The organism is Streptomyces sp. NPDC005805 (assembly GCF_040630445.1).
Classification (GTDB): Bacteria; Actinomycetota; Actinomycetes; order Streptomycetales; family Streptomycetaceae; genus Streptomyces.
Window position 1 is genome coordinate 48729 of the sequence record NZ_JBEXXN010000038.1, and the last position, 15111, is coordinate 63839.

A 15111-nucleotide genomic window follows, 5' to 3' on the forward strand; every position below is an offset into this window, starting at 1 on the left:
CGCCGCCAGCGCCAACCCCAGCAGTGCGCCCAGGAGTTGAGCCGCGACGAAGCCGGGCAGCGACACCGGGGCGATGCCCGCGAAGGAGTCCGAGAGCGATCTGCCCAGCGTCGCGGCCGGGTTGGCGAACGCCCCCGAGGACGTGAACCAGATCGCCGCCGCCAGATAGGCCGCGACCGCCGGCGCCGTCCACCTCGCGCGCCCGGTCCGCCGCAGACCGGCGATCAGCAGCACCAGCCCCGCCGTCGCCACGGTCTCCCCGACCAGCAGATGCCCCTCCGAACGCACCTGCCGCGACCAGGCCCCCGGCGCGCGGCCGGACATGACGTCAGCGAGCAGGGCCCCGGCCACGGCCCCCGCGACCTGGGCCACCACGTACCACGGCACCCAGCGCCCGGTGCCCGCCACCCCGGGGCCGGACCCGGAACGCCGCCGCCCCGACCACCAGGCCGCCAACGTCACCACGGGGTTGAGGTGGCCGCCCGAGACCGGGCCGAGCAGGGCGACCAGCAGCCCGAGCCCGATCGCCGAGGCCAGCGTGTTCGCCAGCAGCGCCACCCCCGGGTCGGCGCTCAGGGCCTCCGCGCGGATTCCGGAGCCCACCACCACCGTGACGAGCGCCGCCGTGCCCGTGAACTCCGCCACCGCACGCCGCCCGAGCCCTGGCTCCCCGGCGGCCGCCGTCCCCTCCGGCGTCGTCGCCACCCCACCCGTATCTGTCGTCATGCGGAAAATATATTCCGAGAAACGAAAAATAGGGAGGTTGCGCCGCCGCCCCGGGAAAGCGGCCGAGCGCCCCACCGGCACCGACCGGAACCGGCGGCTCCCGGCTGAACATCCCGCCCCCGCGCCCCGTACTGCTCCTCGACCGTCGTCCCGCAGGAGGTCCGCCCGTGAAGCACCGAGCCGCCGCAGTCCTCGCGGCCACCGCCGCCGTGCCCGTCCTCCTCCTCGCCCCCGCCGCGGGCCCCGCCGCCGCGCACGGCGCGCCCACCGACCCCGTCAGCCGCGCCGCCGCCTGCGGCGCGGGCGGGCCCGCCCTGCGCGCCACGGCAGCCTGCCGGGCCGCCGTCAACGCCAACGGGGGAGTGGAGTTCCGTGCCTGGGACAACATCCGCGTCGCCGGAGTGGCCGGACGCGACCGCCGGGTGATCCCCGACGGGCAGCTGTGCAGCGCCGGACTCGACGCCTACCGCGGGCTCGACCTGGCCCGCCGGGACTGGCCCGCCACACCCCTGGAGGCGGGCGGCGAACTCACCATGGCCTACCGCTCCACCATCCCGCACCGGGGCACCTTCGCCGTCCACATCACCCGCCCCGGGTACGACCCGCGCACCCCGCTGCGCTGGTCCGACCTGGTGGCGCGGCCCCTGGCCACCGTGCGGGACCCGGCCCTCGTCCGGGGCGCGTACCGCTTCGGCGTCCGCCTGCCCGAGGGGCTGACGGGACGCCATGTCCTGTACACGATCTGGCGCAACTCGGACACCCCCGACACGTACTACTCCTGCTCGGACGTGATCCTCACCCCGGGCGACGGTGACGCCCCCGGCGGCGACGGGCCCGGCGCCGGCGCGCCCTCCCGCCCCGCCGAGCCGCCCGCGAGCGCGGAGCCGCCCCCCGTCCCGCTCCCCTCACCGGGCCCCTCCGAGTCCGAGCCGGCGGCCGCGCCGACCCCGGAACCGCCCGGCGACGGGGAGGCCGCCGCCCCGCCCGTCGGCAACGCGGCCGCCCCCGCGCCCCGGCCCGCACCCGCCTCCGCCGGACGGGAGATCGACGACAGCGTCGGCATCGTCGCCGGGGGAGTGGCGGGCGCCCTCGCCCTCGCGGCCCTCTGCGCCGCGGTCCTGCTGCGCCGGCGCGAAGCCTGACGCACCGTCAACCGAGAGGCGCGGTCTCCCGCCGACGCGCCGCAAGCACGCCGTTCCCGCCGACCCGACCGGCCTCGCCGCACCATGGAGGCAACCTCGACGGACCGACGGCCCTCTTCCCTCCATGCAACGGGCAGCGCCGCCGCGCGGCCCGCCGGCAGCAACACAGCGCATGGAGAGAGATGACAACGGTCCCAGCTTCGGTCGTCACGCCGGTCGTTACCTCGGTCGTCACCTCGGTCGTCGTGCCGTGCTTCAACGAGAGCGAGGTCATCGAGGAGTTCCACCGGACCCTCGTCGCCGCCCTGGAGCCGACCGGGACGAGCTTCGAGATCTGCTACGTCGACGACGGCAGCGCCGACCGGACCCGCCTGCTCCTCAAGGGCATCGCCGCGTCCGACCCCCGCGTCCGCTACACCTCCTTCAGCCGGAACTTCGGCAAGGAGGCGGCGATGCTCGCCGGACTGCGCATGTCCCACGGGGACGTGGTCGTCCTCATGGACGCGGACCTCCAGCACCCGCCGGAGCTGATCCCGCGGATGCTCGAACTGCACCGCCACGGCTACGACCAGGTCGTCGCCCGCCGCGACCGCACCGGCGAGGGCGCCGTGCGCTCCGCGCTCAGCCGCGCCTACTACCGCCTCGTCCGGCGCTGCATGGACGTCGAAGTCGTCGACGGCGCGGGCGACTTCCGCCTCCTGTCCCGGCGCGCCGTCGGAGCGGTGCTGGCGATGCCCGAGACCAACCGGTTCTCCAAGGGGCTGTTCTCCTGGATCGGCTTCGACACCGTGAGCTTCGACTACACCAACGTCGAACGGGCGGCGGGCCAGTCGAAGTGGGGCGGCCGGCGGCTGCTCAACTACGGCATCGACGGGCTGCTCTCCTTCAACAGCCGTCCCCTGCGGCTCGCCATCCACACCGGCCTGTGGCTGCTGGTCTCCGCCCTCGCCTACGCGCTGTGGATCGTCTCCAGCGCCCTGCTGTTCGGCGTCGACACCCCCGGCTACGCCACCCTGATCACCGCAGTCGTCGGCCTCGGCGGCATCCAGCTCGCCACCCTGGGCGTCATCGGGGAGTACGTGGGCCGCATCTACCACGAGTCCAAGCGCCGCCCGCACTACGTGATCCGGGAGACCGGCGGAGGCGCGGGCCAGGCCGGCACGGAGCCCGCGGCCGTCCCCGAGCCCGCCGCGCGCGAGGCCGCCTGGAGCCGCTGACGGGCCGTCCGCCGGTGCTCCCGGGCGCTGTGCGAAGGTGGCCGCCATGCAGAGCAACCGCAGCGAATGGGCCGTCCACGGGCACCGTTCCGTCTACACGAGCCCCTGGGTGTCGCTCGACCTCGTCGACGTCGAGCCGCCCGGCCGGGCCCGCTACGAGCACCACCTGGTGAAGGTGTCCCCGGTCGTCGCCGTCGTCCTCCTCGACGGCGACGGCGACGACCGGAACGTGCTCCTGATGTGGCGCCACCGCTTCGCCACCGGCTCCTGGTCCTGGGAGATCCCCAGCGGCATCGTGGAACCCGGCGAGGACCCGGAGGCGGCCGCCCTGCGCGAGGTCCTGGAGGAGACGGGCTACGCCGTCGCCCCGGACCGGCTCACGCCCCTCGCGTACATCGAGCCCATCAGCGGCATGTGCGACGCCGTCCACCACCTCTATCTGGCCCGCTCCGCCCGCCGCGTCGCCGACCCGGTCGACACCCACGAGGCGGACCGCATCGAGTGGGTGCCCCTGGACCGCGTCCAGTCCCTCATCGACTCCCGCCGGATCGTGACGGGCGTGGCCCTGACGGGGCTGCTCCAACTCCTCGCGCGCGGAACGGGGTAGGGCCCGGCACGTGCCGGGCCCTACCCCTCACCGTGCCGGGCGCGTCACGGCAGCGTGCGCGAGTACGTCACCCGGTCCAGGCGGTAGTAGTCGGCCACGCACTGCGCGGGCCACTTCCGGCGCCCCTGGTCGGCGAACGGCTCCAGCATCCGGCCCACCGACAGCGGGGTGTACGGCAGTTGACGCGCCCCCTCCGCCGCGCCCTCGCGCAGGAACCGGTCCTGGCGGTCCCAGCGCTCGGCCCGGACCCGCATGTCCTGCCCCAGGGACACCAGCGGCACCGCGAGGGCGAGCACCGTCACCGCGCACACCGCACCCGCCAGCACGGCCGCCGGCCGGGGCGACAGGCGGGCACCCGCCGCCGCCCGCTCCCGCAGCGCCCGCCCCGCGAACGCGCCCGCCGCCGTCAACAGGACGACGAACAGCAGCAGATAGTCGTTCCAGGTCCGGTGCGCCGTCACCACCTGCGCGCCGAACACCGGATACGTGATCACCGTGCACAGGAAGCCGCTCACCAGGAACGCCACCGCGCCGAGCCCCAGCAGCAGCCCCGGGCGCATCGGCCGCAGCACCGGGGAGGCCGCCGCGGACGGCGTCCGCCGCGCCACCAGCCCCAGCAGCACACCCACGGCCACCGCCCCCGCGTACTGCCAGGTCGTCAGCACGGTCGCCAGGATCTCCACATACCCCCGCAGCGAGCCCATCAGCGAGTCCGGTGCGAGCATGGACACGCTCTCCGCGCCGTACCGCTCCCGCCGGTTGCGCGAGCCCGGCGACAGGACCAGCATCAGCGTCCCCGCCGCGATCCCGGCCATGCCCGTCAGCGCCCACACCCGGACGTACCCCCCGGCCCGCGCCACCACCAGCCGCCCCGCGCACAGCACCACCGCCGACAGCACCACCAGCGAGACGACCGACGCCTCCTCCGAGAGCGTCCCCAGGAACACCCCCGCCACCGCCACCAGCACAAGAGCCGCCACCCGGCCGCGCCGGCCCGCGCGCCCCAGGCGCCCGCTGAGCAACGGCAGCACCGCCGCCAGGGCCAGCACCGGCGCCAGGGTGTGCGACACCGAAGCGGCCGGCCAGTAGAAGGTCTTGTACGTGTTGGGCGTGGCGAACAGGAACACCGCCGTCACCATCGACGCGACCACCAGCGGCACCCCGCGCGGCGCGGACAGACCCGCCCGGCGCAGCACCGCCGCGGTCACCGCCCACAGCAGGACGAGCATCAGCACACCGCTGACCGGCCCGTACCACTGGTGCCCGGCGACCGGGAACTTCGTGTAGAGGCCCACCAGCAGGCCGTTGGCCAGTCGGCCGTTGTCCGTGAACCAGAACTTCCCCACCAGCCCGGCGATCCCGTCGTCGCGCACCACCGGGATGAAGCACCACTCGTCGGCGCTGGGCCGGACATGGCGTCCGTACCACGAGGCCAGGGCCAGCAGCGCCAGCGGAAGCGCGGCCAGGGCGAACGGCCACCGGCGCGCCAACCGGGCCGGCAGGGCCGGCAGGGCCGGCAGGGGGCCGGGCCGCCGCTCCGGGGCGTCGTCGCCGCCCCCGTCGTCCGCGACGGTGACGCTCGATGCGTCCACGGCCATGTCACCACTGCCTTTCGGGATCTCCGGAGCTCCGGACCTGCGCGGCCCGGAGCCCGGACCTTCGGTACGGCACCGAAGAGGCGGATCCCCGATGCGCCGTTCCATTCTGGTCCCGTGGCGATCATCACCGTGCCACGACAGGCCGTGCCCGCGCGCACCCGCGCCCCCGCGCACACCCGTGCACCTCCGCACCCGGGGCACGCGTATAAAGAAGCACATGACAGCCGACGCGCTCCCGCCCGCCCGACCCGCGACCCTTGAGGACGTGGCCCGGGTCGCGGGGGTGTCCCGGGCGACGGTCTCCCGGGTGATCAACGGGACGCCGACGGTCGACCCGGCCCTGCGGCGCACCGTGCTGGAGGCCGTCGAGGCCACCCGCTACGTACCGAACCGGGCCGCCCGCTCCCTGGTCACCCGCCGCACCGACTCGATCGCGCTGGTCGTCTCGGAACAGGAACGCCGCTCCGTGAGCGCGCCGTTCGTCGGCCGGATGTTCTCCGACCCCTACTTCGGGCGGGTCGTCGCCGGTCTGCTCGACGTCCTGCGCCCGGCGGGCGTGCAGATGGTCCTGATGCTCGTCGACGACGAGACCTCCCGCGACCAGCTCCTCGCCTATCTGCGCCAGGGCCATGTGGACGGCGTCGCCCTCGTCTCCTCGCACGCCGCCGACCCCCTGCCCGGACTGATCACCGGAACCGGCCTGCCCGCCGTGCTCGCCGGCCGCAGCCCGCGCAGCACCGGCACCACCTATGTCGAGGTCGACCAGCACGCCGGCGCCCAACTCGCCGCCGACCACCTCGTGTCCCTGGGGCGGCGGCGCATCGGCACGGTGGCCGGGCCCCAGGACATGCCGGCCGGGCAGGCCCGTCTGGAGGGGTTCCGCGGCGCCCTCGCCGCACATGGCATCGACGATCTCGCCTGGGCCGAGGGCGACTTCACCCACGCGGGCGGCGCCGCCGCGACGAAGCGGCTGCTCGCCGAACGCCCCGACCTGGACGGTGTGTTCATCGCCTCCGACCTGATGGCGATGGGCGCACTGCCCGTCCTCGCCCGCGCGGGCCGGACCGTGCCGCGGGACGTGGCGGTCGTCGGCTTCGACGACAGCGACGCCGCCCTCGCCTGCGACCCGCCGCTCACCACCGTGCGCCAGCCGGTGGAGGAGATGTCCGCCGAGATGGCCCGGCTGCTGCTGCGCCGGATCGGCGGCACGGACGGGCTCCAGCCCTCGGTCGTCTTCCACCCGTCGCTGGTGGTCCGCGAGTCGGCCTGACCGGCGTGAATGTCCTGTTTCAGGGACCTGGTCGAGAGAGCGCTCCCCGGCCCTGAGGGCTGCCGGATCGCGCACGGTACGCCCCCGGCCGCCTTCACTGCCGAACGCCGTACAGGGCAGTGATCACGGGCAACTCGCCTTCTGTGTCAATTTATTGAAGGAAAGTCTGGTCAGAGTCAGGTGTCGCCGGACCTTCGTGCACAACTCTTGACGTTGACGTAACACGGGAGAATCATCCCTGTTCTGAGAGAGCGCTCTCTCGCGCGGATCCCCCCGACTCAGGAGACCCCCTCATGCCTGCTGCCCTGACCAGACCCCCGCGACCACCCGCCCCCGCCGCCGCGTCCTGGGCCGCGTTCGCCAGGCGCCGTTCCCTCGGCGCCCTCCTTGTCACCGCCCTCGTGGCGACCCTGCTCGGCGTGCTGCCCGCGACCACCGCGTACGCCGCGCCCGTCCTGCTCTCGCAGGGGAAGACGGCCACCGCGTCCAGCCAGGAGAACGGCGGCACCCCCGCCTCGGCGGCCGTCGACGGGGACAACGGCACCCGCTGGTCCAGCGCCTTCAGCGACCCCCAGTGGCTCCAGGTCGACCTCGGCGCCCGGGCCGCCGTCAGCAGCGTCGCCCTGGCCTGGGAGACCGCCCACGCCACGGCGTACCGGATCGAGCTCTCGCTCAACGGCACCGACTGGACGACCGCGTACAGCACGACCAACGGCACCGGCGGCACCGCCCGCGCCACCGGATACGGCTACTCGCTCTGGGAGTTCAAGGTGTTCGGCACCACCGGCGGCGGCACCGGGCCCGAGCTGCCGGGCGGCGGCGACCTCGGCCCCAACGTCCATGTCTTCGACCCCTCGACCCCCGACATCCAGGGCAAGGTCGACGCGATCTTCCGGCAGCAGGAGTCCGCGCAGTTCGGCAACGGCCGCCACGCCCTGCTGTTCAAGCCCGGCACCTACAGCGGCCTCAACGCCCAGATCGGCTTCTACACCCACATCGCCGGCCTCGGCCTCAAGCCCGGCGACACCACCTTCAACGGCGATGTGACCGTGGACGCCGGCTGGTTCAACGGCAACGCCACCCAGAACTTCTGGCGCGCCGCCGAGAACCTCACCCTCAACCCGGTCAACGGCACCAACCGCTGGGCCGTCTCCCAGGCCGCGCCGTTCCGCCGGATGCACATCAAGGGCGGCCTCAACCTCGCCCCCGACGGCTACGGCTGGGCCAGCGGCGGCTACATCGCCGACAGCAGGATCGACGGGACCGCGGGGCCGTACTCGCAGCAGCAGTGGTACACCCGGGACAGCTCGGTCGGCGGCTGGACCAACGCCGTCTGGAACATGACCTTCTCCGGCGTTCAGGGCGCACCCGCCACCAGCTACCCGAACCCGCCCTACACCACCCTGGACACCACCCCGATCTCCCGCGAGAAGCCCTTCCTCTACCTCGACGGCACCGAGTACAAGGTCTTCGCCCCCGCCAAGCGGACCAACGCCCGGGGCGTCTCCTGGGAGGGCACCCCGCAGGGGCGGTCCATCCCGCTGGACGAGTTCTACGTGGTCAAGCCCGGCGCGACCGCCGCCACCATCAACGCCGCCCTCGACCAGGGCCTGCACCTGCTGTTCACGCCCGGGATCTACCACGTCGACCGGACCATCGAGATCGACCGCCCGGACACCGTGGTGCTCGGCCTCGGACTCGCCACGATCATCCCGGACAACGGCGTGACCGCGATGAGGGTCGCCGACGTCGACGGCGTGCGCCTGGCCGGCTTCCTCATCGACGCCGGGCCGGTCAACTCGCCCACCCTGCTGGAGATCGGCCACCAGGGCGCCTCCGCCGACCACGCGGCCAACCCGATCACCGTCCAGGACGTGTTCATCCGCATCGGCGGCGCCGGCCCCGGCAAGGCGACCACCAGCATGGTCGTCAACAGCGACGACACCATCATCGACCACACCTGGGTCTGGCGCGCCGACCACGGCGAGGGCTGGGGCTGGGAGACCAACCGCGCCGACTACGGCGTCCGCGTCAACGGCGACGACGTCCTCGCCACCGGCCTGTTCGTCGAGCACTTCAACAAGTACGACGTGGAGTGGTACGGCGAACGCGGCCGGACGATCTTCTTCCAGAACGAGAAGGCGTACGACGCGCCGAACCAGGCCGCCATCCAGAACGGCTCCACCAAGGGCTACGCCGCCTACCGGGTCGACGACTCGGTGGAGCAGCACGAGGGCTGGGGCATGGGCAGCTACTGCTACTACAACGTGGACCCGACGATCCGTCAGGACCATGGCTTCAAGGCCCCGGTGAAGCCCGGGGTGCGGTTCCACAACCTCCTGGTGGTCTCCCTCGGCGGCCACGGCCAGTTCGAGCACGTCATCAACAACACGGGCGGGCCCACGTCGGGCACATCGACGATCCCCTCGACGGTCGTCAACTTCCCCTGACGCGAGGGGCGGGCCGGGGCGGGGTGCCCCTTGGGGGGTGCCCCGCCCCTGTGCGGGCGGATCACATCTGCGCCACGCACACGTGGGTCGGCCACGTGTGCCCATGCCACGTGTGCCCATGCCACGTGTGGCCGGGCCCTGTGTGCCCGGGCCCTGTGTGTCCCGCCCATGCGTGGCCGGGCCCTGTGTGTGCCGCCTACGGGCACGTGTACGTGAAACGGGCGGATGCCGCGCGCGGGTCCGGCGCCTCGATGCGCAGCTCGGCGCGGGCCGGGTGCTCCCCCTGGCCCCGGAAGGTCCACAGCAGCCGCAGGCGGACCTCCTCCTGCTCCCGGGCCACCCGTTCGCGCAGCAGCCCGGACGAGCTGCCGTCGCTCCGCACCCAGCGGTAACGCAGGGTGCCCGGGCGCCCGTTGGTGCGTACCGTCCCCACCACCTCGGCGGTGCCGTCGCAGCCCGGCTCCGCCGCCGGGGCCCGCACCTCGACCGAGCGGACCGCCACCCCCGGGCCGAAGTGCTGCCAGGTGAGGAACACCAGCACGGCGGCGAGGACACCGGCGGCGAGCAGATAGCGGCGCAGGCCGCGTCCGGGGCGGCGCGCCGCCCCGGTGTCGGTCCCCGCCGCCGGCGTGCCGTGCCACACCCCCGCGGCGGTGGCGGGCCCGGCGACCGGACGTGCCGAGGCCGTCACCCCCGGGCCGAAGCGCAGCACCTCACCCTCCACCCGGTCCGGCACGGCCTCGTACAGGATCTCTTCCGGAACTCCGGTGGTCGGACGCGCTGTCGAGGCGTCCGCCGGCCGGGGCGCGACCAGGGTGCCGTCCGGGCCGGCCGGCGGGGCGCCGGGCAGCGGTGCCGGCGGCGGTACCTGGCCCCGGACCGGCTCCGGACCCTCGAACCAGTGGCTGCCCAGCGCCGTCGCACTGTAGTCGGGGGAGTCGGGGGAGTCGCCCGGGGCACCGGCCCCGCCCGCCCCGGGCCCCGGCACGGTCTCGTCCTCGCCGACGTGTCCGCTCATCCGACCGGGCACCCCCTCCGGACGACGAACTGCCGCTCCGCCGCCCCGCCCGCCGCGGCCGGTTCGGTGGACGCCCGCACGCCCCAACGGCAGCCCTTGCCCTGGACGGTGTGCGTCAGCGGGAGCGTGTACCGTGTCGCGCCGCTGCGCTCGAACACCTCCGTGCCGTCCGGCGCGCCGAGGTTGCCCGCCGCGTCGCCGGTGTACCAGGCCACCACCACGGTCACCGGGCCCGGCCCGTCCGTGGCGACCTCGACCGTCGCGGCCGACTCCCAGGGGCCGGTCTGGCGGAAGCCCGTCACCGCGACCGAGGTCACCGCCACGGACTCGGGCGCGGGCGAGGGCGGGGCCGAGGTGGGCGGCTCGGCGGACGGGCCGCCCGGTACCGGAGCCGTCGGCGTGCCGGACTCGGTCGGCACCGGAGACACGCCGGGCGTCACCGTCCCCGGCGTCCCCGACACGCCCGGCGACGGCGAGGCGTCGGCGGACGCTTCCGCCGAGGGCCCGGACCCGGTGGGGGACGGGCCGGGGGACGCGCTCACCGGCGGCGCGGAGCCCTCCGGCCCCGCCGGACCCGCGCTCGTCGTCGCCACCACCTGCGCCGTGGTGGCCCGGCCGTCCTCGTCCGCCCGCACCGCCAGCGCCAGGACCGCCGCCACCGCGAGGGCGACCACCCCGGCAAGGGCACGGCGCAGCGGGGGAGTCAGCCACGCCGCGAGGCCCGCCCCGGCCCCCGGCGCCGCGCCGCCCCCGAGCGCGGTCGTCGCCCGGTCGTCGGCGCCCGCCGGGCCGCCGCCCGACGGCCGCAGCAGCAGCGGTGCGAGGGCGGCCAGCGCCGCCAGCCGCCGCTGCCCGCGCTCCTCCCAGTCCGCCCCGTACGCACCCGCCGCCACCGTCTCCAGCTCGGCCACGAACGCCGCCGCGTCGGCCGGACGCTCCCCGGGGTCCTTCGCCAGGCCCCGCCGCACCAGCGTGCGCACCGGCTCGGGCGCCGCCTCGGCCGGCACCGGCGCGTCCAGATGCTGGAGGGCCAGCTCGGCCATGTTCCCGCCGCCGTAGGGCTTGCGGCCGGTCAGGCACTCGTAGAACACCGCGGTCGCCGCGTACACGTCCGCCGCGGGGGAGGCCGGGCCGCCCCGCCACTGCTCGGGAGCCATGTACGCGGGCGTCCCGGCGGCACCCGGTGTGGCCCCGTCGCGGGCCGCGATGCCGAAGTCCACCAGTTTCGACGAACCATCGGCGGCGACCAGCACGTTCTCCGGCTTGTAGTCGCGGTGCACCACGCCCTGCCCGTGCGCCGCGGCCAGCCCCAGCAGGGAGCCCTTGAGCACCGTGAGCGCGGCCTCGGGGCCGGTCGCACCCTCCCGCGCGAGCAGCGCCCGCAGCGCCGTGCCCTCCACCAGCTCCATCACGATCGCGGCCCCGGCCGGGGCCTCCACGTACTCGTGCAGCCGGACGACATAGGGCGAGTCCAGCGCGCCCAGGAGCTGCGCCTCGGCACGGAAGGCGCGGACGAACGCGCCGTCCCCGCGCAGCCGTTCGCCCAGGTACTTCACCGCCACCGGCACCCCGGTCGCGTCGTGCACCGCGAGCACCACCCGTCCGCCGCCGCCCGCCCCCAGCTCCCGGGACTCCGTGTATCCCGGCACCGTCCACACGCCCATCGCGTTCCCCCGAACCGGCCGACGCGCCCCGCCCGCTCCCCACCGGAGCCCGGCACGGTCCGCGAACCGTCGACGGCACAGACACCGGCGGCGGCCCCCACGGTTCCCGGCGTTCCGCACGTTTCCGGCCATGCGTCCGTCCGGAACCCGACGTCATTGGCATGGACCTGACCCGTGTTCTTCGCTACGCTCCGCCCCGGGCGCTGCCTGAGAGCGCTCTCAGATCCGCGTCCGCTCAGTTCCACCCCCCACCGTGCTGGAACGATCCGAAAGGTCGACGCCTTGAGACGCACAACTGCCGTACGCACCGGTCTGTCCGCGCTCCTCGTCCTCGGCACCTGGGCCGCCGTCGCGATCCCCGCCACCGCCGCGGCCGTCCCCTCCGCCACCGACACCTCCGTCTCCACCGGCCTGATCGAGGCCATGGAGCGCGACCTCGGCCTCACCGAGGGCCAGGCGGTCGAACGCCTCGCCGCCGAACGCGCCGCCGTCGCCGTCGAGAAGAAGGCGCGGCAGGCCGCCGGCGCCCGCTACGGCGGCTCCTGGTTCGACGCGGACAGCGGGAAGCTGACCGTCGCCGTCACCGACTCCCGCACCGCCGCCGCCGTCCGCGCCACCGGCGCGGACACCCGCCTCGTGCAGCACAGCGAACGCACCCTGGACCGGACGAAGGACGCGATCGACAAGCTCTCCGCGCCCCGGGGCGTGAGCAGCTGGCACGTCGACCCGGCGGCCGGCAAGGTCGTCGTCAACGTGGTCGCCTCCGAGAAGGCTGACAACGATGTCTCCGCCTTCCTGGCCAAAGCTCGGGCCACCGGCCCGGTCACCGTGAAGGAGGTCGACCAGGCCCCCCGGACCTTCGCCGCGGGCACGGTGGGCGGCGACCCGTACTACACCGGCAACGTCCGCTGCTCGATCGGCTTCTCGGTCCACGGCGGCTTCGTCACCGCCGGGCACTGCGGCGGCGTGGGCGCCGCCGTACGCGGCTGGGACGGTTCCCACATCGGCCACTTCCAGGGCTCGTCCTTCCCCGGCAACGACTACGCCTGGGTGAACGTCGGCAGCGGCTGGTGGACGGTCCCGGTCGTCCTCGGCTGGGGCACCGTGCCCGACCAGCTCGTCCGCGGTTCCAACGAGGCCCCCATAGGCGCCTCCATCTGCCGCTCCGGCTCCACCACCCGCTGGCACTGCGGACGCGTGCTCGCCAAGAACGAGACCGTCAACTACAGCCAGGGCGCGGTGCACCAGATGACCAAGACCAGCGTCTGCGCCCAGGGCGGGGACTCCGGCGGGTCGTTCATCAGCGGCGACCAGGCCCAGGGCGTCACCTCCGGCGGCTGGGGCAACTGCTCCTCCGGCGGCGAGACCTGGTACCAGCCGGTCAACGAGATCCTGAACCGCTACGGCCTGCGGCTCCACACCGCGTGAACCGTCTCCGTCCCCGGGGCCGTACACCGCCCCGGGGACGGACACGCGTCCGCGCGGGCCGCCGGACCTCGTCGGACCGGCGGCTCAGGTCCGCAGGATCCCCGACAGATACGCGCTGAGGGCCGCCGTGCCGTCCGGCCCGAAGCGCAGCCCCACGTACCCGTCCGGCCGGACCAGGAACCCGGCCGGCCCCTCGGCACCGTACGCGCGGCGGAACTCGCCCCGGCTGTCCGCCCAGGTCGGGAACCCCGCGTCGCCCACCGGCGGTTCGGCAGCGCCCAGCACCGCGCGGGTGCCCGTACGCCCGTACGTCAGCCGGGACGCCTCGGCGGCCGGCCCGGCGAACCGCGCCAGCGACTCCGGGTCCGGCGCGTACACCACCAGCACATGCTCCGAACTGTCCCGCAGCAGGTCGAACAGGCGCACCGGGTAGGCGGCGACGGGCCCGAGGAGGCCGCCGCAGTCGGGCGCGCGGTCGCCCGCCTGAGGCGGCGCGCCGGGACCGGGCTCCGACGGCGTCTCTGCCGCGCCGGTGCCCGCGTTCCCGGACGCGTCCGGTGTACCAGTGCCCGCGTTCCCCGGCGCGTCCGCCGGGCCCGTCCGGCCGACGACCGGGCTGCCCCGGTAGCCGAGGAGCAACTGCGCCTCGCGCAGCAGCAGGGTCCGCGGGTCGTCGGGGTCCGCCTGCACACCACCCGCGCTCGCATGGCGCACCGTGCGGCCGACGACCTCCTCGCCGACCGGCCGGCGTTCCGCGTCATAGCTCTCCAGCAGCGCGGGCCGCGCCGCTCCCGACACCGCGAGGGCCAGTTTCCAGGCGAGGTTGACGGCGTCCTGGATCCCGGTGTTCATGCCCTGGGCGCCGGTCGGCGGATGGATATGGGCGGCGTCGCCCGCGACGAAGACCCGCCCCCGGCCGTACCGGTCCACGATCCGGTGGCTGATCCGGAAGACCGAGGACCAGCGCAGCGCGGAGAGGGTGGTGGGCTCGGGGGCCAGCCGGTCGACGACCGCCTGGATATGGCCCAGATCGGGGGTCCGGGCGGCCTCCAGACCGTGCGTCACACCGTCATCGGGCCGCGCGCCGCCCGCCGCCTGCCCGGACCGCGCGGCGGTGTCCGCCCCGCCGCCGGCGGCCGCGGAGAGTTCCGGCGGCACCAGCATCGACATGCGGTAGCGCCCGTGCCCGGGGAGCGGGATGCAGACGAGGAGGTCGTCCACCGCGCCGTCCGGGCCGCGGTGCATCGAGCGGACGCCGTAGCCGGGCGGCAGGCTCCAGTCCGCCTCGACGTCCGCCAGCATGTACTCCTCGGGGAACGCCCCGCCCTCGAAGCTCAGCCCGAGCCCCTTGCGCACCGCGCTGTGCGCTCCGTCGCAGCCGACCAGGAACCGGCAGCGCACCTCCTCCGCGTCCCCCGAGGAGGTGATGAGCCGGCACCACACCCCGCCCTCGTCCTGCTCGAACCCGACCAGCTCCGTGCCCCGTTCGATCCGGGTGTCCCGGCGCTCCAGATGGTCGGTGAGGATACGCTCCGTCTCGTACTGGGGGAGGCAGGCGAACCCGTACGGGACCTCCGGCGGCAGGACGAGTTCGACGCGCCCCGCCTCGGCGCCGTTCACATAGGCGAGCTGGCCGCGCATCGGCGTGGCCGCGTCCAGTGCGTCCCGCACCACACCCGCCCGGTCCCACAGCTCCAGGGTCCTCGGCTGGACGCCCACGGCCTTGGCGTACGGCAGCCGGCCCGGCAGCTTGTCGATCACCCGGCACGCGACACCGCGCCGCCGCAGTTCCAGCGCCGCGGTCAGACCGACCGGGCCGGCCCCGACCACCAGGACATCGGTGTCCACCACGGTGCCTCCCGTTCGCAGAGCCACCCCCGGATTCCCGACTCCCATGCTGCCCCGCGTCCGCCGGACGGGCGACTCCGGCCGGGACGGGCGGCTCTTCCGGGACGGGCGGCTCCGGCGGACGGACACCGTCCCGCCGGAGC

Annotated in this window: 10 protein-coding genes and 1 pseudogene; 6 read left to right on the forward strand and 5 right to left on the reverse strand. The window is 74.8% G+C overall.

Translation table 11 applies throughout. From position 1 onward, the window contains the following. Positions 1 to 201 precede the first annotated feature (201 nt). Positions 202 to 726, reverse strand: a pseudogene (locus ABZ457_RS20920) (aquaporin); the annotation flags it as partial. Positions 727 to 893: 167 nt separating this feature from the next. On the opposite strand from ABZ457_RS20920, the gene ABZ457_RS20925 reads away from it, so the two are divergent. The 3 genes from ABZ457_RS20925 (at position 894) to ABZ457_RS20935 (ending at position 3692) form a co-directional block, all read left to right on the forward strand. Then, positions 894 to 1868 (forward strand): lytic polysaccharide monooxygenase, encoded by a 975-nt coding sequence (locus tag ABZ457_RS20925; protein ID WP_359159296.1) that lies wholly within the window; start codon positions 894 to 896, stop codon positions 1866 to 1868. A gap of 182 nt (positions 1869 to 2050) precedes the next feature. Next, a complete protein-coding gene (locus ABZ457_RS20930) occupies positions 2051 to 3085 on the forward strand; it encodes a glycosyltransferase family 2 protein (RefSeq protein ID WP_359159298.1) in 1035 nt (344 codons plus the stop codon). A gap of 46 nt (positions 3086 to 3131) precedes the next feature. Continuing rightward, the gene (locus tag ABZ457_RS20935; RefSeq protein WP_359159300.1) at positions 3132 to 3692 is read left to right on the forward strand and encodes an NUDIX hydrolase; all 561 of its coding nucleotides are present in this window, start codon (positions 3132 to 3134) and stop codon (positions 3690 to 3692) included. A 44-nt stretch (positions 3693 to 3736) separates the two neighbouring features. Here the strand turns inward: ABZ457_RS20935 and ABZ457_RS20940 are convergent, their stop codons facing one another. Further along, positions 3737 to 5290, reverse strand: coding sequence for a DUF6056 family protein (locus ABZ457_RS20940; protein WP_359159302.1), 1554 nt, complete (start codon positions 5288 to 5290; stop codon positions 3737 to 3739). 217 nt (positions 5291 to 5507) lie between these two features. Here ABZ457_RS20940 and ABZ457_RS20945 point away from each other — a divergent pair, with 217 nt between their 5' ends. Both ABZ457_RS20945 and ABZ457_RS20950 read left to right on the forward strand, forming a co-directional pair. Continuing rightward, positions 5508 to 6560, forward strand: a complete 1053-nt coding sequence (locus ABZ457_RS20945) for a LacI family DNA-binding transcriptional regulator (protein ID WP_359159304.1) — start codon at positions 5508 to 5510, stop codon at positions 6558 to 6560. Between the two features lie 293 nt (positions 6561 to 6853). Further along, positions 6854 to 9010, forward strand: a complete 2157-nt coding sequence (locus ABZ457_RS20950) for a discoidin domain-containing protein (protein WP_359159306.1) — start codon at positions 6854 to 6856, stop codon at positions 9008 to 9010. A gap of 196 nt (positions 9011 to 9206) precedes the next feature. Here ABZ457_RS20950 and ABZ457_RS20955 read toward each other — a convergent pair whose 3' ends face one another. Beyond that, positions 9207 to 10028, reverse strand: a complete 822-nt coding sequence (locus tag ABZ457_RS20955) for a hypothetical protein (RefSeq protein WP_359159308.1) — start codon at positions 10026 to 10028, stop codon at positions 9207 to 9209. Further along, a complete protein-coding gene (locus tag ABZ457_RS20960) occupies positions 10025 to 11692 on the reverse strand; it encodes a protein kinase (RefSeq protein WP_359159310.1) in 1668 nt (555 codons plus the stop codon). The genes ABZ457_RS20955 and ABZ457_RS20960 overlap by 4 nt, the downstream gene beginning before the upstream one ends. Positions 11693 to 11974: 282 nt before the next feature. Here ABZ457_RS20960 and ABZ457_RS20965 point away from each other — a divergent pair, with 282 nt between their 5' ends. Beyond that, on the forward strand, positions 11975 to 13120 hold the full coding sequence (locus tag ABZ457_RS20965) for a S1 family peptidase (protein WP_359159312.1): 1146 nt from the start codon (positions 11975 to 11977) through the stop codon (positions 13118 to 13120). 84 nt (positions 13121 to 13204) lie between these two features. On the opposite strand, the gene ABZ457_RS20970 is transcribed toward ABZ457_RS20965, so the two are convergent. Then, positions 13205 to 15016 carry an FAD-dependent monooxygenase gene (locus ABZ457_RS20970; RefSeq protein WP_359159314.1) on the reverse strand — a complete coding sequence of 604 codons (1812 nt, stop codon included), beginning with the start codon at positions 15014 to 15016 and terminating at the stop codon, positions 13205 to 13207. Between the last annotated feature and the right edge of the window lie 95 nt (positions 15017 to 15111).

Excerpts from the sequence above, each read along its gene's own strand:
- ABZ457_RS20950 (WP_359159306.1), top strand. The coding sequence starts at position 6,854 with ATGCCTGCTGCCCTGACCAGACCCCCGCGACCACCCGCCCCCGCCGCC.
- ABZ457_RS20945 (WP_359159304.1), top strand. The coding sequence starts at position 5,508 with ATGACAGCCGACGCGCTCCCGCCCGCCCGACCCGCGACCCTTGAGGAC.
- ABZ457_RS20940 (WP_359159302.1), bottom strand. The coding sequence starts at position 5,290 with ATGGCCGTGGACGCATCGAGCGTCACCGTCGCGGACGACGGGGGCGGC.
- ABZ457_RS20955 (WP_359159308.1), bottom strand. The coding sequence starts at position 10,028 with ATGAGCGGACACGTCGGCGAGGACGAGACCGTGCCGGGGCCCGGGGCG.
- ABZ457_RS20960 (WP_359159310.1), bottom strand. The coding sequence starts at position 11,692 with ATGGGCGTGTGGACGGTGCCGGGATACACGGAGTCCCGGGAGCTGGGG.
- ABZ457_RS20970 (WP_359159314.1), bottom strand. The coding sequence starts at position 15,016 with ATGGGAGTCGGGAATCCGGGGGTGGCTCTGCGAACGGGAGGCACCGTG.
- ABZ457_RS20935 (WP_359159300.1), top strand. The coding sequence starts at position 3,132 with ATGCAGAGCAACCGCAGCGAATGGGCCGTCCACGGGCACCGTTCCGTC.
- ABZ457_RS20930 (WP_359159298.1), top strand. The coding sequence starts at position 2,051 with ATGACAACGGTCCCAGCTTCGGTCGTCACGCCGGTCGTTACCTCGGTC.